This is a genomic window from Clostridium sp. RTP31139st1_H3_RTP31139_211217, from assembly GCF_040227035.1.
Lineage (GTDB): Bacteria > Bacillota > Clostridia > Clostridiales > Clostridiaceae > Clostridium > Clostridium saudiense.
In genome coordinates this window covers 49,927-73,076 of record NZ_JBCOAB010000002.1, presented here as the reverse complement: position 1 = coordinate 73,076, position 23,150 = coordinate 49,927, and the positions used below count along the sequence as shown (strand labels likewise).

General features: G+C 27.6%; 20 protein-coding genes. 4 read left to right on the top strand and 16 right to left on the bottom strand.

Annotation, left to right across the window (positions count from 1 at the left end; all coding sequences use genetic code 11):
- Positions 1 to 16 precede the first annotated feature (16 nt).
- The 6 genes from ybaK to ABUA17_RS01285 form a co-directional block, all read right to left on the bottom strand.
- The gene (gene ybaK, locus ABUA17_RS01310; RefSeq protein WP_055274837.1) at positions 17 to 484 is read right to left on the bottom strand and encodes a Cys-tRNA(Pro) deacylase; all 468 of its coding nucleotides are present in this window, start codon (positions 482 to 484) and stop codon (positions 17 to 19) included.
- A 226-nt stretch (positions 485 to 710) separates the two neighbouring features.
- Positions 711 to 863: a zinc-ribbon domain-containing protein gene (locus ABUA17_RS01305; RefSeq protein WP_042394497.1), complete on the bottom strand. Its 153-nt coding sequence runs from the start codon at positions 861 to 863 to the stop codon at positions 711 to 713.
- Positions 864 to 1,076: 213 nt separating this feature from the next.
- Positions 1,077 to 1,487 (bottom strand): hypothetical protein, encoded by a 411-nt coding sequence (locus tag ABUA17_RS01300; RefSeq protein WP_042394500.1) that lies wholly within the window; start codon positions 1,485 to 1,487, stop codon positions 1,077 to 1,079.
- A gap of 138 nt (positions 1,488 to 1,625) precedes the next feature.
- On the bottom strand, positions 1,626 to 2,903 hold the full coding sequence (locus ABUA17_RS01295; RefSeq protein ID WP_349817938.1) for a DEAD/DEAH box helicase: 1,278 nt from the start codon (positions 2,901 to 2,903) through the stop codon (positions 1,626 to 1,628).
- Between the two features lie 393 nt (positions 2,904 to 3,296).
- Entirely contained in the window at positions 3,297 to 4,502 is a 1,206-nt protein-coding gene (locus ABUA17_RS01290; RefSeq protein ID WP_195955174.1) for a dicarboxylate/amino acid:cation symporter, read from the bottom strand.
- A 171-nt stretch (positions 4,503 to 4,673) separates the two neighbouring features.
- Positions 4,674 to 5,231, bottom strand: coding sequence for a manganese efflux pump MntP (locus ABUA17_RS01285; RefSeq protein WP_042394507.1), 558 nt, complete (start codon positions 5,229 to 5,231; stop codon positions 4,674 to 4,676).
- Between the two features lie 234 nt (positions 5,232 to 5,465).
- On the opposite strand from ABUA17_RS01285, the gene ABUA17_RS01280 reads away from it, so the two are divergent.
- Positions 5,466 to 6,683 (top strand): 6-phosphofructokinase, encoded by a 1,218-nt coding sequence (locus tag ABUA17_RS01280; RefSeq protein ID WP_349817939.1) that lies wholly within the window; start codon positions 5,466 to 5,468, stop codon positions 6,681 to 6,683.
- A gap of 135 nt (positions 6,684 to 6,818) precedes the next feature.
- On the opposite strand, the gene ABUA17_RS01275 is transcribed toward ABUA17_RS01280, so the two are convergent.
- On the bottom strand, positions 6,819 to 8,114 hold the full coding sequence (locus ABUA17_RS01275; RefSeq protein ID WP_349817940.1) for an aminotransferase class V-fold PLP-dependent enzyme: 1,296 nt from the start codon (positions 8,112 to 8,114) through the stop codon (positions 6,819 to 6,821).
- 166 nt (positions 8,115 to 8,280) lie between these two features.
- On the opposite strand from ABUA17_RS01275, the gene ABUA17_RS01270 reads away from it, so the two are divergent.
- From ABUA17_RS01270 to ABUA17_RS01260, 3 genes are all read left to right on the top strand, one after another.
- Positions 8,281 to 8,973, top strand: coding sequence for a hypothetical protein (locus ABUA17_RS01270; protein ID WP_349817941.1), 693 nt, complete (start codon positions 8,281 to 8,283; stop codon positions 8,971 to 8,973).
- A gap of 9 nt (positions 8,974 to 8,982) precedes the next feature.
- Complete coding sequence (locus ABUA17_RS01265) at positions 8,983 to 9,600, top strand: DUF4397 domain-containing protein (protein WP_055274824.1); 618 nt, start codon at positions 8,983 to 8,985, stop codon at positions 9,598 to 9,600.
- Between the two features lie 287 nt (positions 9,601 to 9,887).
- On the top strand, positions 9,888 to 11,804 hold the full coding sequence (locus ABUA17_RS01260; protein ID WP_042394517.1) for an ABC-F family ATP-binding cassette domain-containing protein: 1,917 nt from the start codon (positions 9,888 to 9,890) through the stop codon (positions 11,802 to 11,804).
- Positions 11,805 to 11,965: 161 nt separating this feature from the next.
- On the opposite strand, the gene ABUA17_RS01255 is transcribed toward ABUA17_RS01260, so the two are convergent.
- The 9 genes from ABUA17_RS01255 to ABUA17_RS01215 all read right to left on the bottom strand — a co-directional run bounded on the left by ABUA17_RS01255 (position 11,966) and on the right by ABUA17_RS01215 (position 22,941).
- A complete protein-coding gene (locus ABUA17_RS01255; protein WP_042394520.1) occupies positions 11,966 to 14,617 on the bottom strand; it encodes a cation-translocating P-type ATPase in 2,652 nt (883 codons plus the stop codon).
- 154 nt (positions 14,618 to 14,771) lie between these two features.
- Positions 14,772 to 15,401, bottom strand: a complete 630-nt coding sequence (locus ABUA17_RS01250) for a TerD family protein (RefSeq protein WP_052330578.1) — start codon at positions 15,399 to 15,401, stop codon at positions 14,772 to 14,774.
- A gap of 11 nt (positions 15,402 to 15,412) precedes the next feature.
- Positions 15,413 to 15,991: a TerD family protein gene (locus ABUA17_RS01245; protein WP_349817942.1), complete on the bottom strand. Its 579-nt coding sequence runs from the start codon at positions 15,989 to 15,991 to the stop codon at positions 15,413 to 15,415.
- A 140-nt stretch (positions 15,992 to 16,131) separates the two neighbouring features.
- Entirely contained in the window at positions 16,132 to 16,758 is a 627-nt protein-coding gene (locus tag ABUA17_RS01240) for a TerD family protein (protein ID WP_052330579.1), read from the bottom strand.
- Between the two features lie 205 nt (positions 16,759 to 16,963).
- The gene (locus ABUA17_RS01235; protein ID WP_342984952.1) at positions 16,964 to 18,220 is read right to left on the bottom strand and encodes a toxic anion resistance protein; all 1,257 of its coding nucleotides are present in this window, start codon (positions 18,218 to 18,220) and stop codon (positions 16,964 to 16,966) included.
- A gap of 21 nt (positions 18,221 to 18,241) precedes the next feature.
- Positions 18,242 to 19,783 carry a YceG family protein gene (locus ABUA17_RS01230; protein ID WP_055274819.1) on the bottom strand — a complete coding sequence of 514 codons (1,542 nt, stop codon included), beginning with the start codon at positions 19,781 to 19,783 and terminating at the stop codon, positions 18,242 to 18,244.
- A gap of 257 nt (positions 19,784 to 20,040) precedes the next feature.
- Positions 20,041 to 21,798, bottom strand: a complete 1,758-nt coding sequence (locus tag ABUA17_RS01225) for an SUV3 family DEAD/DEAH box RNA helicase (RefSeq protein WP_055274817.1) — start codon at positions 21,796 to 21,798, stop codon at positions 20,041 to 20,043.
- Positions 21,799 to 21,810: 12 nt separating this feature from the next.
- The gene (locus tag ABUA17_RS01220; protein WP_055274814.1) at positions 21,811 to 22,293 is read right to left on the bottom strand and encodes a flavodoxin family protein; all 483 of its coding nucleotides are present in this window, start codon (positions 22,291 to 22,293) and stop codon (positions 21,811 to 21,813) included.
- Between the two features lie 270 nt (positions 22,294 to 22,563).
- Positions 22,564 to 22,941: a hypothetical protein gene (locus tag ABUA17_RS01215; RefSeq protein WP_042394531.1), complete on the bottom strand. Its 378-nt coding sequence runs from the start codon at positions 22,939 to 22,941 to the stop codon at positions 22,564 to 22,566.
- Between the last annotated feature and the right edge of the window lie 209 nt (positions 22,942 to 23,150).

Below are 23,150 nucleotides of genomic sequence, written 5' to 3'. Positions count from 1 at the left end.
TAAATTTATGCATAATTTATATAATGTCTGCAGTAGTGAATCTTATTACTTTTGAAAGCTCAGAAAGAGACATTTCTACTTGATATCCAATTTTTCCAGCACTAAATATAATCGTGTCATAATCTTCAGCTGAAATATCTATAACAGTTTTAAAAAACTTTTTCATTCCAATTGGTGAGCATCCACCATGAATATATCCTGTTAAAGATAATAAATCTTTTGATTTTAACATATCTATAGATTTTTCACCAACTATCTTTGCTGCTTTTTTTAAATTTAACTCTTTTTCAACTGGTATTACGAATACATAATTATTCTTACTTTTACCAACAGTAACTAATGTTTTAAACACACGCTTTGGATTTTGGCTCAATGCTGATGCAACTTCACTCCCACTTACGGCTCCTGTTCCAACATAACTGTGTGTTTCATGTTTAATTTTTTTCTGTTCTAAAATTCTCATTACATTTGTTTTTTCATCCATGATATCATCCTCTTATTAATTCATTAATATAAAAATTATAACATAATCTAACACCACATTTAACATTCTCTGTTTATTTAAAGAAAAACTCACTATTACCTCTCACCCATAAAGGTAAGTTAATTTAGATTAATTAAAATTTACTTATAGTATACTAATCTTGAATTAACAAAATATAAACTAAAAAAAGCTGTAGTTTAAAACTACAGCTTATAATAATCTAAAATTATCTTCTACTTTGTTCTTTTTTAGCTCTTCTGCAAGCAATACATCTTACAGGTTCGTTATCGAATCCTTTTTCTTTGTAGAATTCTTGTTCTCCTACTGTAAATACGAATTCAGCTCCGCAATCTCTGCATACAAGTGTCTTATCTGTCATAATTATTCCTCCTAAAATTAAAAGATTTTAAATCGATAATATAATCCCTAATTTACGAGAAACTACCTATCCAAATGAAACCTATTTTTTTGTTAGCATTTTTGCTACTCATTTAGTATAACATACTATTTATTATATTACAAACTTTTTATTTATTTTTAATATAATTTATAAATCCTTTACTTATATCTTTCAAAATAATGTATAACTAATTTATAACTTAACTCTTGGAATTATGTATTCTTCAATCTTAAATTCCTTATTTATATACTTATTAACAAACCAACAAGTTAAATCATAGGAGCATCTATGTAATAATAACGCTGATTCAGTATTATCTCCAGTATTTATAGAGGCTATATTAATTATTCTTCTTATTTTGTTAAATATTTCTAGTCCATTTTTATCTATATTCGTTTTACTATCTAACTCTTTTAATCTATCATTCTGATTCATTCCCATAAGCAATCCTAAACTTTCAAGCTTAGCTACCTCTTGCGATAAATTTTCTGAAAATATTTTTGCCTTTGATATTGATATATTGGCATCCTCAAATAATGACTTTTCCATAGCTACTATATAATTATTTAAATATCTATAATCTTTATTTAATTCTTTATACACTTTATTTTCCGTAATTGTCCCCACCTTTTCTAAAATTATTTTAAACTAAAACCTTTTTAGTAATTACTACCTTTACTCATTTTTATATAATATATAAAAAGTGTTATAGTTCATGTATACTACAACACCTTTTCACTTTTATTTATTATTTTTAGGTTTATTTTTGATATACCTTTTTTCTCTATGATTTCCTGTCTTCTTTCTATTTACTTTACTATTTCCTTTATTACTTCTATTACTTGAATTATTATTTCCCCTGTGTTCTACGTTAACTATTGGTTTAATTATTTCATATTCCCCTTCTGCTAACACCGGAATAGATTTTCCTATAAGCTTTTCAATATTTCTAAACATCTCCTTTTCTTCTTCATCACAGAATGTTATAGCAATCCCTGAAGATCCTGCTCTTCCTGTTCTCCCAATTCTATGCACATAAGTTTCAGCTACATCTGGCAAATCATAATTTATAACATGAGATAATTCATCAATATCTATACCTCTAGCTGCAATATCAGTAGCAACTAATACTCTTATATTTCCTTCTTTAAAATTATTTAATGCCAACTGTCTTTGATTTTGAGATTTATTTCCATGAATAGCTGCAGCTGTTATTCCAGCTTTTTCAAGATCTTTTGCTATTTTATTTGCTCCATGTTTAGTTCTTGAAAATACTATTACAGATTTTATACTTTCATCCTTTAATAAATGTGTAAGTAATGACTTTTTATTCTTTTTAGGTACATGATATACACCTTGTGAAATAATTTCAACAGTTGAAGAAACTGGCTGAACCTCCACTTTTACAGGATTATTCAAAATAGAATTTACAAGTTTCATTACTTCCTTTGGCATAGTAGCTGAAAATAATAGATTTTGTCTTTCCTTCGGAAGTCTTGATATTATTTTCTTTACATCATGAATCATTCCCATATCAAGCATTCTATCTGCTTCATCAAGAACAAAATATTTTACATTTTTTAAATCAACATGTTTTTGATTTGCTAAATCTAAAAGTCTCCCTGGAGTTGCAACTAATATATCTATACCAGCTTTTATCTTTCTAACCTGAGAACTTTGATTTACTCCACCAAATATAACTGTATCTTTTATATCTAAATACTTAGAATACTCAGCAAAACTTTCTTCTATTTGAATAGCTAACTCTCTTGTAGGTGCTACAATTAAAGCTTTTATATTTCTATCATTATTTTTTTCCTTATCAGCAACTATATTTTGTAATATTGGAATTGCAAAAGCAGCAGTCTTACCAGTTCCTGTTTGTGCACATCCTAAAATATCTTTTCCTTTTAATACTACAGGAATTGAATTCTCTTGTATTTCAGTAGGCTTTTCATATCCCGCCTCTTCCACTGCTCTTAAAATTGGTTTTATTATATCTAAATCTTTAAATAACATATTTTCTCCTTTGTAGTTAAAATAAAAAAAGAAACGCAAATAAATGCTAAATCACTAACATAGCATCTATATAGCGTTTCTCTTTATTAAGTATATATCATTTTTCAATTAATAGCATTAACTTTTTAATACTATATATACCCACATTTCTATAATATTTCCTTAATAATAAAAACTTCTCATTTCATATTTACCAATATCTTATTAATTTAGTTGCTCAATTTTATAATATCCATTCTTAATAGGCAACCAATACTTTGATCCACTTGAAAACAAAATTACTTTTTTATTACTATTTTAGTTTTATAAAATATAAAAAGACTATTTTAAATTATAATATGAAACTATAGTTTTATAATATTAATTTTAAAATAGTCTTTATAACTCATAATTTTATGCTATTATCGATTCATTACTTTCATTTTTAGCACTATTACTTTTTCGCTTATTTATAATATAATCAACAATTATTGCTATAGCTCCATCGCCTGTTACATTAGTTGCTGTACCAAAACTATCTTGAGCTGCATGCAATGCAATCATAATTGGTTTCTCCACTGCCCCAAATCCAAGCATTGATTCTAAAAGTCCAAGTGCTGCCATAACGCCACCCCCTGGTACTCCTGGAGCTGCTATCATTGTAACACCTAACATAAATATAAACGGCATTATCATACCAAAAGTAGGTGTTTGACCATTCATATACATAACTGCCATAGAAGTAAGAACTAAAGTAATAGTGTCCCCTGCTAAATGTATTGTTGCTCCTAGAGGTACAACGAAATCTAAAACTTCTTCACTAATATTATTTTTCTTAACACATTCTAGTGTTACTGGTATAGTAGCTGCCGAAGATTGAGTTCCTACAGCAGTCATGTATGCTGGTATCATGTTTTTTATTAATTTAAATGGATTTTCTTTCTTAATAGCTCCTGCAATACAGTATTGTATAAGTATATAAGCTAATTGTAATGAAAATAATAAAATATATACTATTCCAAAAGACTTTAATGTATTAAAAATCTCTCCACTATAGCTTAACTTTGCAAAAACACATCCAATATATATAGGTACTAATGGAATTAAAACATTAGTTACTATCATTAAAACTATTTTATTAAATTCATCTACTACTTTTAACATAGCACTGTTCTTTATTTTAGATAATCCTATTCCCAATATAAAAGCTAATGTCAATGCAGACATAACTCCCATAATTGCTGGAATTTCAATTGTAAAATAAGGTTCAATAGTTTGTCCTTCTTCACTCAATGCTATACTTCCACTTATTAATTTAGGTAAAATTCCTGCTCCAATTAAATATGCAGCAAACCCAGCTAATAATGTAGATAAATAAGCAACTATTGTAGTTATAAGAAGACCTTTTCCAGATTTACTTCCTAATGAAGCTATTCCTGGAACTATAAAACCTACTATTATCAGTGGAATTATGAAAGATAAAAAATTTCCGAATAACCCACTAAAGGTTGCTAGTATTTTTACTGGAAATTGAATATTATTAGCCCCACATAATAATCCAATACTAATTCCTAATACTAGACATATAAATATTTTTGTAATTAAAGATAGTTTCTTCATTGAACTTGCCCCCTTTATTTGTCCTCCAACAAAACACACTTGTCTTTCATCAATACTCACTATACCCTATTATTTACATAATGTCAAATTTTATTTTAAAAAAAAATCTATAATTTTGTGAGTACATTCAAAATTATAGATTAACTTTCTCCAACTTTTTAAGTATATGATTTAAAAAAATATCATTTTTATAGCAAAAATAATTAGTGTTATCCCTCCAAAAAAATCTGCATACTTAGAAACAAATTCTATCTTTCTAATATATCTACATAAATAAAATGCAAATGTACATAATACTAGTGTTATAAATCCAATAATTGAGCAATCACCTATTACCCTTATTATATTACTTATGTAACTAAATCCAGTAAATCCAACTACAAATGCATCAATACTTACAGATATCCCCAATATTAATACTATACCTTTTTTTAATAATAAACTTTCATCTTTCTCCTCATTATCAAATCCATCTTTTATCATTAGTATCCCTACAACAGCTATGGCTATTCCCCCTACGACTTTAGGAATTGTAGTAATATAAGTTTCAAATAGATGTCCACAAACTCCGCCTAAAAAAAAGAATAAAAATTGAAAAAAAGCAAAGGAAATAATAAAGCCTATTTTATTTATTCTTTTTATAGCTGAATTAACTCCTATACTTATACTTACTCCTACAGCATCCATAGCCAATGCTACACCTACTATAATTAAATCCTTGAAATTCATCCCATCCTCCATTTTACAGTATTTGTATAATTTTATTATATATTTTCTCTACCTATGATTCATATTGTAAATTTTATTTTTTTATCTTTTAATTTACTCTTTTTTGTTGTATAGTATATATTGTATTCGCTAATTAACGAAATAGTATATCACATTAATTCTTAAGTATTAGATATTAATGTATATTTACATAAAACTATAAATTTTTAATTTTAATAAAAGGAGCGTATTTTAATGGCTAATTGTATCATAGCACAATCAGGAGGACCAACATCAGTAATTAATTCTAGCGTTGTTGGATTATTAGAGGCAAATAATACTTTAGGAACTTTTAACAAAGTCTTTGCAGGTTTAAATGGAATAGAGGGTATCTTAAACGGTAATATAATTGAACTTTCTTCATTTTCACAAGAAGAAATAAATAATTTTAGATATACACCTTCATCTGGTTTAGGTTCTTGCAGATATAAAATGAAAAAACTAGAAGAATCTACTGAAGAATATGACAAATTATTAGAAATATTAAAAGCTAATGATATTAAAGCCTTCTTTTATGTTGGCGGAAATGATTCTATGGATACTACTGCAAAATTAAGCGCCTATGCTAAAAAAACTGGAATAGATATTAAATTTATAGGTATTCCTAAAACAATAGATAATGATTTAATGTATACTGATCACACACCTGGTTTTGGTAGTGCAGCAAAATTTATAGCTACTTCTGTACTTGAAACTTACTTAGATTCATCAGTGTATATAAACAATGGAATATTCATATTAGAAACTATGGGACGTGACACTGGTTGGTTAGCTTCTGCTGCAGCATTAGCTCAATTAAATGGAAAGCAAGTTGCTGATTTCATATATTTACCTGAAACTGCATTTGATATTGATAAATTTTTAATAGATGTAAAAAATAAATTTGAAGAACAAAATCAAGTTTATATAGTAGTTTCTGAAGGAATAAGAACTGCTGAAGGTAAGTTTGTTGCTAAAGCTCACGCACAAGCTCATGATAAATTCGGACATGCACAATTAGGTGGCGTTGGTAATTATCTTAAAAACTTAATAATTTCTTCTGGTATAACTAGCAGAGTAAAATCTTTAGAACTTGGAGTTCTACAAAGATGTGCAATGCATTGTGCCTCTAATATCGACATAGAAGAGGCTTATGAAGTTGGATATGAAGCATTAAGACAAGCTTCTCTTGGAAAATGTGGGTATATGATAGGTATAAAACGCGAAAGCAATACTCCTTACAAATCATCATACTTCTTAATAGAAGCTGATAAGGTTGCAAATAATGTTAAATATTTCCCAACTGAATGGATAAATGAAGAAGGAAATAATTTAAAAGCTGAAGTTCTTGAATACTTATCTCCTTTAGTTTCTTCAGTTCCATCAGTTATTTCATCACTTCCAATGCCAGTATTTAAGGTATTTAACAAATAACTTAAGGTTAATCAATGGTTATAAGTTAGTAGTTAGTAGTCTTAGGTATAAATTTAGCTAAGATGGTTTTAAAACATATTATCCAAGAAGCTCGCTCTAGAGTTTCTTCCCTAACTACTAACTACCAACTCAAAACTATTTAGCATACCGCCTACATAAATACTCTATAGTTTCTAAAAATATATTTGCTTCCTTTTTGGTATTATATATTCCCAAACTTACTCTAACTAATCCCGGTACTCCATTTTTACTAATATAATTTTGAAGTTCATTATCTGCTATTCCTAATACTCTTCTTGTATATGGATGTGAACAAAATCCTCCTTGCCTTACTCCAATACCCCTAACTTCTGAAAGTTTTTCTCCAACCTCTTCATAGCTCATTCCATCAATAGTAAATACTAAAATTCCTAATCTATCATTAATATTTTCATTATCAGCATATAATCTCACTCTACTTAAATCTTTAAGTCCATCAATTATATATTTTAATAATTCCTTTTCATTTTTCTCTATAGTATCAAATCCTATCCTCTCAACTTCTTTCATAGCTTCCATAATAGCTACAGCCCCAAAAAGATTAGGTGTTCCTGCTTCATTTTTTTCAGGAGTATTTAACCATATTTCTCTATCATCTAATACAAGATCTACAGTACCACCACCTTTTGAATCTGGTGGGTTCATATTGAAACTTTCCTTTAATCCAATAATTGCACCACTTCCAAATGGAGCATATATTTTATGTCCAGAAAAAACTAAAAAATCTATATTTTCTGAACTATCTTCTTGGCACATAGATACCCTTTTATGAGGAACTAATTGTGCCCCATCAACTATGATTTTACCTCCATATTTATGAATTAATTTGGCTATTCTTTTTATATCATTTATATATCCAGTAACATTTGAAGCTCCTGTTATTGTTATATATTTTATACGTTCCCTATACTTATCCACTAACTCTTCTATATCATTAATATTTATTCTTCCATCTTCACGTACTTCTACATACTTTAAATTACACTTACCTCTCCAAGGTAAATCATTTGAATGATGTTCCATTCTTGTTGTAATTACAATGTCATCTTTGCTATTGATTAATATATTAGATAGCATATTTAATCCATCAGTAGTATTTGCAACAAAAATTGCTGTATAGATATCCTCTGGTGCATTAAAATACTTCAAAAGATAATTTCTACTCTCTTCATATAAATCACTACAATATAATGATTTTTGTCCATCACCCCTTTCAATTGACCCATAATATTCACTTGTTTCTAAAATTTTTTTCATAACTCTTTTAAAAGGCGGTGTAGTCGCTGCATTATCAAGGTTTATAGGAATAATCCTTCCCTTACCTTCTACATTAACCTTTTTATCCAACCCTACAAATAGTTTTCTTAAATCATCTTTATTATCCTTATGCATAACAATTCCCTCCAATACAATATATTCCTTGTTACATCGATTGTTACATCCACTTTCTTGGCACCCTTATTTGTAATATCTCCTTTATAATACTCATATTCTATAAAGTAACATATGTGTTTAAAATACATATATTATTAATAAATTTATTATTTGGAGGGGAATAATGAGTTCAAAAAAAAATAATAAAGACAATGATGATTTAAATTTTATACCTTTAAATATTGATTCTACACTTTCACCAGATGGTTCAAAGTTTCCATTGCTTCTTAATTTTGATGAAATATCACTTTCAGGAATGTACGGTGGAATGTCATTAGGTTTTTCAAATCTTAATGCCACTCCTATTCCATTAGACTTAGTTGGATCAACAACATCTGTAATTGCACCACTTACACCTTATCCTAAAAATATACCTACTATAAATGATGATAATACCCCTTATACACCTAAAACAAAACAACCTAATAATAATAATAATAATAATAATAATAATAATAATAATAATAATAATGCTAAAAACCAAAACAATAATTCTAACTATCTAGAATATCCAGCGGAATCAGATGATGATTTTCTTCATTCATACAATGAACCATCACTTAACGAAAGATACTTAGATAATCCTGTTAATGCTGTCGATATATTAAGGAATTTCGATCTTTCTTTAGATTATATTTCAACAGATTCTCGTAAAAACAATTGTACTGAAGAAGATGTGAATAAAATTTTTGATATAATTGAAAGTGATCATTCTGGAATATTAGCTACTATGAAAGCCTATAGGGTTCCTTATCCAATAGCAAAGCTATTAATTAAAAAGATTATTAAAATTTCTTTAGACAATTATAATAAGTAGGTGAGTTTTATGGAACAATTTAACAAATCTCTACCTAGAGTAAATACTAATATAAGAATTCTTCATGCTAATCCAACTACATCTAATATAGATGTTTATATAAATGGTTCACTCTTAGCAAGTAATGTTGGATTTGGAAAAATTTCTAAGTATTTTACCATAACACCTGGAGAGTATAACTTTCAACTTTATCTAACAGGCACTTATGATAAACCTATACTTTCTCAAGATATTCAGTTAATTGCCAATGCAAATTATACTATTTCATTAGTTACATTATCTAATAATTTGTTTTTATTTAGGTTAAAAGATGATAATGTTCCCGTAACAAAATCTCAGGCATATTTAAGATTCATAAATCTTTCACACAATTCACCATTATTAACTTTATCATTACCTAATAATTTCATCTTATTTAATGAAGTTGAATATTTAGAAACTACTAGTTACTATCAACTTTCTCCTGGAATATATAATTTTGAAGTATTATTTGCATCTTCAGATGTTACAGCAAAATATATAAAAAATATAACTTTAGTTGGTGGAAAATTTTATACAATCTATATACTTGGAGTATTTAACGGAAAACCAGTTATAGGTTACTTGCTCACTGAAGATTTAATTTAAAAAAAGGAGTTGTTTTTTAAACATCTCCTTTTTTAGATTTGATAAGGTTTTAGTATAATAGTATAATTAAAAGGTATAATTTTAATTGAGGTATTATATCAAAAGCTTATTATAGTCTCAAGTTTAAAGTTTTAAGTTTAAGAATAAATTCAGCTTAACTGAATTTTTAAAAAGCGATACTAAAGTTTTATGTTTGACTTACCACTTATAACTTTCTAAACTTCACAGTTAAATTTTGATACAGCCTCATATTACTTATAAGACTTCACTATATTACGGAGGAAATTATGATAATACTAAGTTGTAAAGATATATGTAAAAGCTATGGAGTAAGGGATGTTCTTAAAGATATTACCTTCTCAATTAATGAAGGCGATAAAGTTGGAATCATTGGTGCCAATGGTGAGGGAAAATCTACCCTTTTTAAGATAATAACAAAAGAAATATCTCAAGATTCTGGTGAAGTTTTTATAGACAAAAATAAAACACTAGGTTATTTATCTCAAAATTTATCACTTGACTCTGATAAAAATATTTACGAAGAAGCTATTTCAGTTTTTGAAGAAATATTAAATATTGAATCGAGACTTTCATCATTAGAAATAAAAATGAGTGAGCCCTATGATGATAAAAATGCAGCATATCATGAAAAGCTTATTAAAGATTATACTACTCTTCAAGATTTATATTCACATAAAGGTGGTTATGTCTATAAAGGTGAAATTTCAAGAGTATTAAAAGGTCTTGGCTTTACTGAAGATGATTTTTATAAACCAATAATTACATTAAGTGGTGGACAAAAAACAAGAGTTGCATTATGTAAATTGTTATTACGTAAACCTGATATAATATTACTTGATGAGCCTACTAATCACTTAGACTTAGAAGCTATAAGTTGGTTAGAAGACTATATGAAAAATTATAAGGGAACAGTTTTAGTGATATCACATGATAGATTTTTCTTAGATTCTGTTACTACACATACTTATGAAGTAATAAGTGGTAAAATAGAATGTTATAATGTTCCTTATACTAAATTTATAGATTTAAGAAAAAAGAATTATGAAGCTAAACTAAAGGCTTATAATTTACAGCAAGCTGAAATTAAAAGACAAGAAGCCATAATTGAAAAGTTCCGTTCATTTAACCGTGAAAAAAGTATAAGAGCTGCTGAAAGTAGAGAAAAAGCTCTAGATAAAATGGAAAAAATTGAAGCTCCTGCTCATGAAAAAGAAGCCTCTAAAATTAAATTTGAAGCTTCAGTAAAAAGTGGATATGATGTTTTACATATAGAAAATATGGCAAAATCTTATGGCGAAAAAACTTTATTTTCAAATTTAAATTTAGACTTAAAACGTGGAGAAAAAGTAGCATTAATTGGTGAAAATGGCCGTGGTAAAACTACTTTATTTAAAATAATAATGGATACGGTAGAATCTGATACTGGAGTAAAAGTATTAGGTACTAATGTTAATGTTGGTTACTATGATCAAGAACAATCTGATTTAAATTTAGATAAAACAATTATTGATGAAGTTTGGGATGAATTCCCTAACTTAACAACATCAAAACTTAGAAGCTATTTAGCCTCATTCCTTTTTACTGGTGATGATGTATTTAAAGTAATAAAAACTCTTAGCGGTGGAGAAAAATGTAGAATTAATTTGTTGAAGCTAATGCTCTCTAAATCTAATCTTTTACTATTAGATGAACCTACAAATCACCTTGATATTATGTCAAGGGAGGCTTTAGAAGATGCAATTTTAGAATATGATGGCACATTAATGGTAATATCTCATGATAGATACTTCTTAAATAAAGTAATTGGACGTATACTTGAATTAAAAGAAGATGGAGTAACTGAATACTTAGGAAATTATAGCTATTACCAAGAGAAAAAGCTTAATCCTAGTAGATTTGAAAGTTATGAAGAATTAGCTAATGGAAAAACTAAAACTCAACTTAAAGACGAAAAGAAAAAGAAACGTGAAGCTGAAAAAGAAGCTAAAGCTATGCAACTTAAAATTAAAAATCTAGAAAAAACTATCTCTGAAAAAGAAGATGAATTAACTCAATTGCAAGAACAACTTTGTCTTGAATCAATATATTCTAATCCATCTGAAAGCCAAAGAGTTAATAACGAAATTAAAGAATTAGAAGAAACTATTGCTAATCTTTATGAAGAGTGGGAATCACTAGCTTAAACTTATCTTATTAATAAATGCTTTTAAATATTTAATAAAAAATAAAAATAAGAAATTAGGAATTTTTATCTTAATTTCTTATTTTTATTGTGTTATATACCTTCTTTTATAAAACTCACAAAAAAGGTAGTGTATCTTTTAAAAATACACTACCCTTTTTATTAAGCTGCTTCTACAATACTTTCTGAAGTTTTTTCCTTAACTAAGTTATTAAATATAAATTTTCTTATCATATCCACTGGAATTATTGTGAATGCCATAGCTATTATAACAAGCCAATGTCCTGATGTGATTGGTGTACAACTAAAGAAGTCACCACCAACAATAGTTAATATAACTTGAACTACCACTATAATTCCCATCACCTTTAAAAAGCTTATATTTTCTTTAATATGTTCAAATATATTTACTGTATTACTTCTTACATTGAATCCATTAAATACTGCACAAAGTACAAACATTGAAAAATACGCTGTCATATGCTCTTCTGTATTTGAAAACATATTTACAAAGAATGGAGTCTTTAAGAATATAAAACTTAAGATTGTTACCCAAGCACCAGCAAATAGAATTTGATTCATCATAGTACTAGAAACTATACTTTGAGTTCTTGATTTAGGTTTTTCTAACATATACTTTTTAAGTGCTGGTTCAGAACCTAAAGCTAAAGCACCAAGCCCATCCATAACTAAATTAATCCATAGTATATGTGTAATCTTAAGTGGCTCTTCAATACCAAAGAATGGAGCTATAGCACAAACAGCAACTGCACCTACATTTATTGTTAATTGGAATTTAATAAATTTTAAGATATTATTATAAATCGTTCTACCATAAAGTATAGCATTTTCAATTGATTTAAAATTATCATCTAAAATTACTATTGCACCAGCTTCTTTTGCTACATCTGTACCGCTACCCATTGCAAAACCAACATCTGCTCTCTTTAATGCAGGAGCATCATTTACACCATCGCCTGTCATACCACATACAAGGTTTAATTCTTGAGCTAATCTTACCATCCTTGATTTATCTGTTGGTAATGCTCTAGCAATAACTCTTAAATTAGGTATAATAGATTTAACTTCATCATCAGACATCTTGTTTAATTCTTCTGATGTTAATGCAACATCAGATTTAGATTTTAATAATCCAGCTTCTTTTGCTATAGCAACTGCAGTTTCTTTTCTATCACCAGTTATCATTACAACTTGAATACCTGCATTTTGAACTTCTTCTATAGCTTGTTTAGCTTCTGGTCTTACATCATCTCTAATACCGACAAAACCAACTATAACTAAATCTTCTGGTAATGTATCATCAACTAATTCACTTTCGCTATAAGCAAAAGATAATACTCTCATTGCTCTTACAGCTAGTCCATCAATTTTTTCGTTAATTTTATCTTTATTTATAGCTACAACATTTCCATTTTCATCTATCATTTTAGTAGCTTTAGCAAGTAATCTTTCTGGAGCACCTTTGTATACAGTTTTTCCATCTAACTGACTTGCAGAATATTTATTAGCAGAATTAAATCCTTGAGATTTTTCTACTGTAATATTAGTTAATTTATTCATTTCTTCTTGAGTTAAAAAATTTAATAATGCTTTATCTGTAGCATTACCACCAATAACTTTACCTTCAGCGTCAAACATTGCACCTGTATTTTTACCAATACAAAGTTTCATCATTTCTTTTACCATAGAACCCTCTTTGTAACTATCTTTTAAGTTACCATCAAAGAATTCTACTACTTCTAATTGCCCTTTAGTAATTGTACCTGTCTTATCTGAAAATAAAATATTTAAAGAACCTGCTGTCTCTATTCCTATTGGTTTTCTAACAAGTACGTTGTTTTGTAACATCTTAGATGTATTTCTCATAAGAACAATAGCAATCATAAGAGGTAATCCTTCTGGAACAGCCATAACAACTATAACAACCGCAAGCATAATAGCTTCTAATACATCCTTAAATACCATTACACCACCACTGGCAAAATAATCAGAAAATCCACCTGCAACAATTACCTTATGACCTAATAATGCTAAAGCTATAACAACTGAACCTATATAACCAAACATTGAAATTTGTGATGCAAGCTTAGAAAGCTTAACTTTTAATGGACTATCTACTTCATCATCAGCCATATCTTCTGCCATTGCACCCATCATAGTTTTCATACCAACTTTAGTAACTTCCATTATACCTTCACCATTGAATACAACTGCACCTCTAAATAAAGAATGCGCATCAACAAAAGTATCACCAGTTACATCTGCAGTCATTGCAGCTTCTTTATAAGCCTTAGAATCATTAACTGCAAACTTTTTACACTCTTCTGCCTCACCATTAAGAGCTGAATTATCAACCCTTAAATCACCTTGATAAAGATATCCATCCGCTGGAATTTTATCACCACTTTGAAGAATTACCATATCCCCAACAACTAAATCATCAATTTCAATTTCTACTATTTTTCCATCTCTATGTACCTTACATACATCTTTCTTAGTAGAATCTTTTAACTTTCTATACTCATTATCACTTGCCATTTCAGTTTTTGCAGAAATTCCAGTAACAAGTAATACGGAAACAGCTATCCCAATAAGTTCTCCAAACTCTGCATATCCCATAAATGCCATAATAGCCATAATTGCTGCAATTGCAAGTAATAGCTTTATCATTGGATCATCAAATGCACCCTTAAACTTGTCCCAAAACGTTTCTGGTTTAGCTTCATGAATTATATTATCTCCATGGAGCTTTCTACTTTCCTCTACTTGACCTTTATTAAGTCCTTTAATCATTACTTCCTCTCCCTAATATAAATTTACATATTTTTTATAAAATATAGTATATCTACTATATTATCACTTATTATTACATATTAAAAACATTATTAATATATATCTAAAAATATACACGCAAAAGCATCTTTATCTTTTGCATGTATTTCCTTCATTACTGATATAAAGCTAATACTCCATTTAAATCTGCTATTTTACCTTCTCCTACTGCTTTAAATTGCCATTCTGAACCACTTCTATAAAGCTCCGCAAAAATTACTGATGTTGCAGTAGAACCATTTTCTTTCAAATTAAATCTACAAATTTCTTTTTCATTTTGATCTAAATCTATTAATCTCACATATGAATTATTTATCATTCCAAATGTTTGTCTCTTAGCCATAGCTTCATGTATAGTAACAACAAATACAATCTTAGCTATATTAGGATTAATATTTTCTAAATCTATGTTTATAGTTTCATCATCACCTTCACCAGCACCAGTTCTATTATCCCCTGCTAATGAAATTCCTTGCCCTTCTTTATTATTAAAGAATATAACATTTGATACTGTATTGAATTTATTATTTGAATCTAATAAAAAAGCAGCTATATCTAAATCAAAATCAAACCCATTATTTGATATATCCCAACCAGCACCAAGTTTTACTCTTTTTAATCCTGGATTTCTCTTTGTTAAATCTAAAATATCATTTTTATTTAAATTTAAAATTCCTCCTGTTTGAGAAGTACTATTTGAATTTCCTGTTAAATTTCCAAATCCTGAACCTAAATTAATTCCCATTTCTTACACCTCTATTTGTACATATTTGCTAAAGAAGAAACCGTTGCATGTAGTAGTTCTCCTCTTGCTTTAAATTGCCAGCTTCCATTTTTTCTTTCTAACTCTGCAAAAAGTAAAGCGGTATTATCTCCACCATCTTCGGATAGATTGTATCTACAAATTTCTTTATTTCCACTATCTTCATTTAATAATCTAATATAAGCATTTTTCACCTTAGAAAAGCTTTGCTTTCTTGCTACTGCATCATAAATATTAAGAGCAAAAATCACTTTACTACAATTACCTGGTAGCTTATCTAAATTAACTGATATCTTTTCATCATCTCCATCACCTGCGCCTGTTCTATTGTCACCATGTAAATATATACCTTGACCATTTAAATTTCCAAAGTAAATTACTCCTCTATTTATAAGTTTATCATTTTCGTTTAATAATATAGCAATTAAATCTAAATCATAATCAGCACCTAATTTGAAGAAACCTTTTTTAGCAACATCCCATCCCGCTGCTAACATCACATTCTTTAATCCTGGCTCTGTTTTTGTTAAGTCTAAGACATCATTCTTTTTTAAATTCAAAACTCCTAACATATCTTTCCTCCTATAAATTATTTATTTAACCCCTACACGGCATATTTAGTTAATAGTTGCAGTTGAAACTACCATAGTAGTTTCTAATAATTTATATTTTTTAAAGTCTGCTAAAGCAGACTTTATTCATTAACTAATAACTACATATAAAGTCCTAAAATTCCATTTAAATCAGCAATTTTACCTTCTCCAATAGCTTTAAATTGCCATTCACCACTTTGTTTGTACAACTCTGCAAAAATTACAGAAGTAACAGTTGATCCATTTTCTTTTAAATTAAATCTACAAACTTCTCTTTCATTATGTTCTTCATCTAAAATTCTTACATATGAATTTTCAACCATTCCAAAAGTTTGTCTTTTAGATTGTGCTTCGTGAATTGTAACAACAAAAACTATTTTTTGAACATGTGGCGAAATAGCTTCTAAATCTATTCTGATTCTTTCATCGTCTCCCTCACCTGCACCAGTTCTGTTATCACCTTCTAAGTAAATTCCTTGCCCCTGCATATTATTAAAGAATATAACATCATCTGGAATATTTTGTACTTTGCCATTTGCATTTAATAAAAATGCTGCTATATCTAAATCAAAGTCTTGCCCTATTGTTGCAACATCCCAACCAGCACCTAATATTACCTTTTTAAGCCCTGGATTCTTCTTAGTCAGATTTAACACATCATTCTTTTTTAAATTTAAGGCATTAACATTGTTATTACTTGAACCTGAGTAAATATTATTCATCATTGAACCTAAATTAATTCCCATTTTTATACCCCCTTAGGATTTAAGTATTATTTATAATTATCTTATGCGATAAATTATACCATTTAACAAAATACTTTTCAACTCTTTTTACAGTATCAAATAAAATTTTTTAATTCATTTTTTTATTTTTTATTAATATTTAATTTAAAGCTGGCATTATGCCAGCTTTATATCTTAATTATTTATTTTTCATCCTATTATAAAATTAACTTTGTGCTATATTTTTCTTCATGCTATGTTTAATTCTTTCAAGTTTAGCTGAGTTCTCAATTCTTTGAATTCTATTAGACTCTTGAATTGCTTTTGTATCTTCAATTCCTTTCATTATAGTTTCAAATGATTTTTCTAATGTAGATATAGCAACAGAACTTCCTGAAGCCATTTTAGCAATTTCCACAGACTGTCTAGCGGTATTTTGAGAATTTCTCATAATAAGCTCATTTGTCTTATCATCCAATTGTTTTATTGATTTAGCTTGTATTTCTTGTCTTTTTAAAATAACTGCTTGAGCTAAACATTGTTTAAATATAGGCAATGTAACTATAAATGAAGAATTAATTTTTCTCATTAAATTAAAGTTAGACATTTGAATACTTTGAATCATTGGTGCTGCTTGAATGGCAACATTTTCTGCAATTTGAAGATCATAAACACGTTGTGATAGCATCTCTTTACTTATTTCAAGTTTTTGTGTTAACATCTGTTTTTCTTCTTGATTAATATCATTATTAATAGAAATTTGTGAAATATATAAATCTATTTCTTCTAATGCTAATTCACCTGCAACAATATACTTTTCAAGCAATTGATAGTAATGAAGATTAGCATCATATAATTTTTTTAAATTAGCATTTGATTCTCGTATGTCATTTTCATATTTCTTTAATAAAAGATACACCTTTTCAACTTCATACCCCATAGTATCATATTTTTGAAATAACTTTGCCACACTATTACCTACACCTTTCATAAGTTTAGATAACATTGATTGTTTTTCTGTACCTTCTAATTCTTTGACATCAAATTTATCCATTATTTTGGTTAAGTTTACTAACATTTCACTAACTTCTTCTGATTTTACTGCCTTCATTGAACTTAATAATTCATCTGATACCTTAGAAATATTTTCACTTGCTTTTTGCCCAAACATTACTATAGAATTTGGATTTTGAATTTCAACTTCTCCTGTTAACTTCTGAACCTCTTCCATGTTTCTTAATCTTTGTTTATACTCTGAAATTGTAGCCATATCAAATTCTTGATTTTGTATTTGCATACTTTCTTGAGGATTCATATATCCATATTGATTTTGATACCCCATTTCTATGTTTATTTGATCACCTGATTGCCCTTGGTAATTCATCTGTGCATTTTGATATGCATTATAATTATTATTATTTTGAAAATCACTATTTATTCCATTAAATGATTGTCCCATATTATCATTATTATAATTATTCATCACTATCACTCCCACCTTTATTTATTTTTTTAAAAACTTTGAAAAAATCCCCTGCTTCATACTAATTAACTCTTTATAGGTTGAATCATATTTCATTACTTCCAACCTAAAATCATTTAATACTGTTTCTTTTATTACATTATTAATGTTAAATAATCCAGATGGATTAAAAATCACTATATCTATGCCAATAGTATGTATATATCCTAAAAGTAGTTGCATCGATTCTGGTAAAACCTCTTCCTTTTCAAGATAAATAACTATCTTAGGAACAGCACCTGTAAAATCAAAATTATCTACTAATCTGACAATACTTTCATTTAAACCTAAAACTAATACAAGTAATCTTAATACTTCTTCTTTATTAAAACTTTTATTATATAACTCCTTACTAGTAATAGTTTCATTAAATTTTTTAAGCAAAAAATTTTGAACATCTTCACTATATTTAGAAAATTTATATATAGGAAGTTTTTTGATTGCTTCAATATCAAAAGTACCATCACTTAATTGACAAAACATAATCTGATACATATCATCTGTAAACTTTACGTCCTCTGAAAAATATATTCCATTAAACACTAAAGTATTAGATGATGAAGTGCAATATTTTACAAGCTTTTGATATTCAAACTCATCTTTATACATTCCATCTATTTTCTTAAAGAAGCATGGCACTCTAACTGTATCTCCTTCAACCTTAAATCCACTTCTTAATTTGCAAGGTTCATTCCAATAAATATATATATCCTCTAAAACAGTATCTAATAATACACTCTTAGTATAACCCTTTCTAAATTGCCATGGCTTAAAAACTCCTGTTCTAGAAAATAATTGTTCCTCTACTTCTCTTTGAATTTGCTTAGTAATTGTTTCAAAATTATCAATAGCTTTTCCTTTGCTAGCTCTTTCATTAAATGATTCTATACTCAAAATTCCCATACTTTTTATACATTCACTTAATCTATCTTCTTCTATCTCGCTCCAAAATTCTTCTTTTAACGGATTGATATAAATAACATCATATCCCATTTTATAAAGCATAATTAGAAAATAAATTTCATGTCTTTCAATATTTCCATAATAAATACATTTAGGATTTATACTTGAATCATACTTTATATTCTTTGCATATGTATAAGTCCAAACAATTAACTTAGTTATAAAATTGTTTCTCACATTATCATTAAAGAAATTTTCTTTATTACATGCCATTGGAATAACATATTCTAATGCCTTCAAAAATTTTAAGTTAATTTCAAATTCCTCAAATATAGTAATTTCTTGAGAAGACATTTTATATACATCCATAAATGCAAGTTCATTAAATATATATTGAATTAACTCCATTTCTCCACTTAAAGGTATAGAACCATCAAATATAATACATTTATCTTCTTCTAAGCATTTATTTTGAATTGTCTTTATATAATTATCATAGTTAGAACTATCTTCTACACCTATAAATCTATAAAAATATGGCTTAAACTTATTGTATGTATCCTCTCGTTCGTAAATAGTTCTAAACATATACATTGTTATGTTTTTTAAATTTATAGCCATTTATCTTCCTCTTACTTTCTAAAAATTATACTTATATATAAATTTTACCTTATTTAATATCCACCTTTCAACACTTATCAACTTTATTTACCAATATTATTATTTTTTCACATTAATACTCTTAAATACATATTAATCTTTGTTTAATTATTTTTCTTCAATAAAAATATTATTGTACCTAATGCTATAAAAATACCATGAGCGTAATATTCCCATGGTATTTTTAATAATTTCATAACTTTTATAAGATTATAAAACTAAATTTTAACTAAAATCTCATTTATATCTTCACTTACTTTAAGCCTTTCACTATAAACCCAATCTACATCAAATTTTAAATTAAATATCTTAGAAAAAGAATAATACATATTAATCTTTTGATAATAAATTTCTAAGTCATCAAGGTTTCCTGTAAAACATTCTGGCTTTGTTATTTCTTTAGCCTTAGCAACAAAAACCTCCTCTACATACTCAAGGAATTTATTCATAAGTTCTTCACTAGCAACATCAAAAGGAACTTTTAATAAATCCCATTGATCCTCTTCCTTAAGCTTATATCTTTTAATTTTTTCTAATATCAATAAATATTCACTAATATCCATTTTTGTATAATAATCCAGCTTTTCTTCTCTAGTTTTCCATAAAACTAGCTTTTCATTTAATGGTAAGCTTTTTATAGTAAGTATTGCCTCTGATGGACCCACAACTGCTTCTTTAATTACTTCATCTTTTACTTCTAACTTTCTACTTAGAAAATTATGTGTATCTGAAACCCCTGCAACATATCCAACATCATATATACCTTTTCTACCTGCTCTACCTGCTACTTGCTTTACCTCCTGTGAAGTTAACTCTCTCATTTCTTCACCATCAAACTTTCTTATAGACATGAATACAACTCTTCTAATTGGAAGATTAACCCCCATTCCAATAGCATCAGTTGTAACTAGCACTTTATTTTCTTTATTTATAAATTGTTCATATTGCATCTTTCTAACTTCTGGTGGTAAATCACCGTAAATAATACTAGTCTTAATATTTTTATTTGAATAATCTTGAGCTATTTCTAAAACCCTCTTTTTAGAAAAAACTACAATAGCATCGCCTTCTTGAACATCATTATAACTAAAGTTTTTATTTTCAACTTCTAGTGGTATACTTCTATGATATTCTTTTATTTCATAATCATCTTCACAATCATCTAGAATTTTAATTAATAACTCCTTAGCATTCATTGCTCCACAAACATGAATTTCATTGCATCTAAGCCCTAATAATGCTCTAGTCCATGCTATACCCCTTTGAGAATCATTAATCATTTGTATTTCATCAATAACTGCAATATCATAATTTTGCTTTAAATTAACCTTCTCAATAGTACATGAAACATGTGTTGCATTTTCATTAATTATTTCTTCTTCTCCAGTCATTAAATCACAAACTACACCTTCACTATTTAACTTTTCATAATTTTCTAATGCTAATATCCTAAGTGGTGATAAATAAACACCTTTTTTAGCTGTTTTTAATCTTTCTACTGCATTATAAGTCTTTCCTGTATTGGTATCCCCCAGATGAACATAAATCTTTCTTTTCATTCTTCTTGTTACCATGTATTCATCCTTAGGATTATCTGGAAATGCCTCTTCAAAAGCTTCTCCAATCAGTTTTGGTATATGTCTTTTTGTAAGAACTGTCATAACACCTGAATTTAAAAAAGTATTATAGTTTCCCCTAACTACCTCATAAAAATCAAAATCAGTATTATTTTTTTTATTATAATCTTCAAGCATCCTCTTAGAAATATCTTCTAAAAGCTCTTCATATCTATCACATACATCTTGATAGTCCTTAAAGCCTTCATTCTCCATTTCTTTTAATAATCTAATCTTCTTTCTAATTGAAGTTTCTTGCTCTATTAACGCTCCTACTTTTGAATGATGCGCTATCTCCTCTATTTGATTAATTTGACTCTTTAACTTTTTAAACTCTCTTAGTGCTGCATTCTTTTTCATATAATTCCTCCGCTAACCTATTAGTTCTTTTACCCACATTATTGCTTTTCTAACATCTTCCTCTTTATTATTTTTAAGAGGCTCCATAAAATCAATTTCTCCTATAAACTTATTATTAGGAATTTCTTTTTTTATATTATTAAAAAATTTAGTTGCTCCTCCCCCACCATGACATGCAAATAATCCAATATTCTTTTTTTCAATTTTATTATTTTTTAAAAATGTATTAAGCGGTGGTGCATAAGTTCCTACCCATATAGGTGTTCCAATAAAAATATTATCATATTGATTAATATCTTTATCTAAATACAAAAGTTCTGGTTTTTCTTTAAAAATTACACTTTTTCCTCCCCAGAAATATTTTTTAAAACCTTTATCACTATACTTCTTTTTTGTTTTTAGTTCTAATACATCTGCATTTATAGCCTTTGCTATTGATTCTGCAATTAACCTTGTATTTCCTTCTAATGAATAAAACACAACTAAATTCCTCATGGAATAATCTCCTCTTTTTTATATTAATTAATATAACATTATTATAAATCACTTTACATTATTACCCAACAAAAAATTCCTATGTAAATTTAAATCATATTATTTTCACCAAATTGAAACACAATTGACAAATTTAAATATTATACTAAATACATAAAGTGAAACAAAAAAATTTCCCCTAATACAAAAAATTCCTAGAAGATACCATCCCCCGGTAAATATTCTAGGAACTTTTTATTTATTTAAAGCCTCGGTAAACGTTTACTATTGTTAAATTATACAATTAATTAATATACATACTACTCCTGCAATAACTAAAGAAATCATTGTTGTACTTATACTTATAGTTGTTTCTATTTTTGGTGATTCTTCATTTTTCTTTTCTAGTTCAAAGTTTTCATTATCAACCTTAGCTAAGTATTGTGCATTGTTTTGTTCCATTACTTGAAATGATAATCCAATAGGATTCCCTCCTATAGAAGAAAAAACTCCTAACATGATAAAAAGTATTCCTTCCATAAAAAGTGCATCATTTAATGGACACATTGCAATTTTAGTAATTACCAATGCAGTAAGAATTAATACTGCAATTAGTATTGCCGCATACATAACGCATTTCCCAAATGATCTTATCCTACTTTTATACATAACATTTTTCCTCCCTCTTTATGTTATTTTCTTAATTCATTAAATAAAAAACTTAACTTATTTTTTACTTACCTACTATAATATACACAAATCAACTATTAATAATCACACTTTACTCCACATAATACATGATAAATTATAAATTTATAAAACTTGCTCTTAACCTAAAAAAAGCTAGTAAATTTCAATAAAGAAATGTAATTATAACT

Excerpts from the sequence above, each read along its gene's own strand:
- ABUA17_RS01245 (WP_349817942.1), bottom strand. The coding sequence starts at position 15,991 with ATGTTAGGAGTTTTGAATTTAAAAAAGAATGATGTCTTAGACTTAACA.
- ABUA17_RS01225 (WP_055274817.1), bottom strand. The coding sequence starts at position 21,798 with ATGAAAAAGAATGCAGCACTAAGAGAGTTTAAAAAGTTAAAGAGTCAA.
- ABUA17_RS01230 (WP_055274819.1), bottom strand. The coding sequence starts at position 19,783 with ATGGCTATAAATTTAAAAAACATAACAATGTATATGTTTAGAACTATT.
- ABUA17_RS01270 (WP_349817941.1), top strand. The coding sequence starts at position 8,281 with ATGAGTTCAAAAAAAAATAATAAAGACAATGATGATTTAAATTTTATA.
- ABUA17_RS01260 (WP_042394517.1), top strand. The coding sequence starts at position 9,888 with ATGATAATACTAAGTTGTAAAGATATATGTAAAAGCTATGGAGTAAGG.
- ABUA17_RS01295 (WP_349817938.1), bottom strand. The coding sequence starts at position 2,903 with ATGTTATTTAAAGATTTAGATATAATAAAACCAATTTTAAGAGCAGTG.
- ABUA17_RS01215 (WP_042394531.1), bottom strand. The coding sequence starts at position 22,941 with ATGTATAAAAGTAGGATAAGATCATTTGGGAAATGCGTTATGTATGCG.
- ABUA17_RS01250 (WP_052330578.1), bottom strand. The coding sequence starts at position 15,401 with ATGGGAATTAATTTAGGTTCAGGATTTGGAAATTTAACAGGAAATTCA.
- ABUA17_RS01275 (WP_349817940.1), bottom strand. The coding sequence starts at position 8,114 with ATGCATAAGGATAATAAAGATGATTTAAGAAAACTATTTGTAGGGTTG.
- ABUA17_RS01235 (WP_342984952.1), bottom strand. The coding sequence starts at position 18,220 with ATGAATAATTATAATAATGATAATATGGGACAATCATTTAATGGAATA.
- ABUA17_RS01220 (WP_055274814.1), bottom strand. The coding sequence starts at position 22,293 with ATGAGGAATTTAGTTGTGTTTTATTCATTAGAAGGAAATACAAGGTTA.
- ABUA17_RS01305 (WP_042394497.1), bottom strand. The coding sequence starts at position 863 with ATGACAGATAAGACACTTGTATGCAGAGATTGCGGAGCTGAATTCGTA.
- ABUA17_RS01265 (WP_055274824.1), top strand. The coding sequence starts at position 8,983 with ATGGAACAATTTAACAAATCTCTACCTAGAGTAAATACTAATATAAGA.
- ABUA17_RS01290 (WP_195955174.1), bottom strand. The coding sequence starts at position 4,502 with ATGAAGAAACTATCTTTAATTACAAAAATATTTATATGTCTAGTATTA.
- ABUA17_RS01255 (WP_042394520.1), bottom strand. The coding sequence starts at position 14,617 with ATGATTAAAGGACTTAATAAAGGTCAAGTAGAGGAAAGTAGAAAGCTC.
- ybaK (WP_055274837.1), bottom strand. The coding sequence starts at position 484 with ATGGATGAAAAAACAAATGTAATGAGAATTTTAGAACAGAAAAAAATT.
- ABUA17_RS01240 (WP_052330579.1), bottom strand. The coding sequence starts at position 16,758 with ATGGGAATTAATTTAGGTTCAATGATGAATAATATTTACTCAGGTTCA.
- ABUA17_RS01285 (WP_042394507.1), bottom strand. The coding sequence starts at position 5,231 with ATGAATTTCAAGGATTTAATTATAGTAGGTGTAGCATTGGCTATGGAT.
- ABUA17_RS01280 (WP_349817939.1), top strand. The coding sequence starts at position 5,466 with ATGGCTAATTGTATCATAGCACAATCAGGAGGACCAACATCAGTAATT.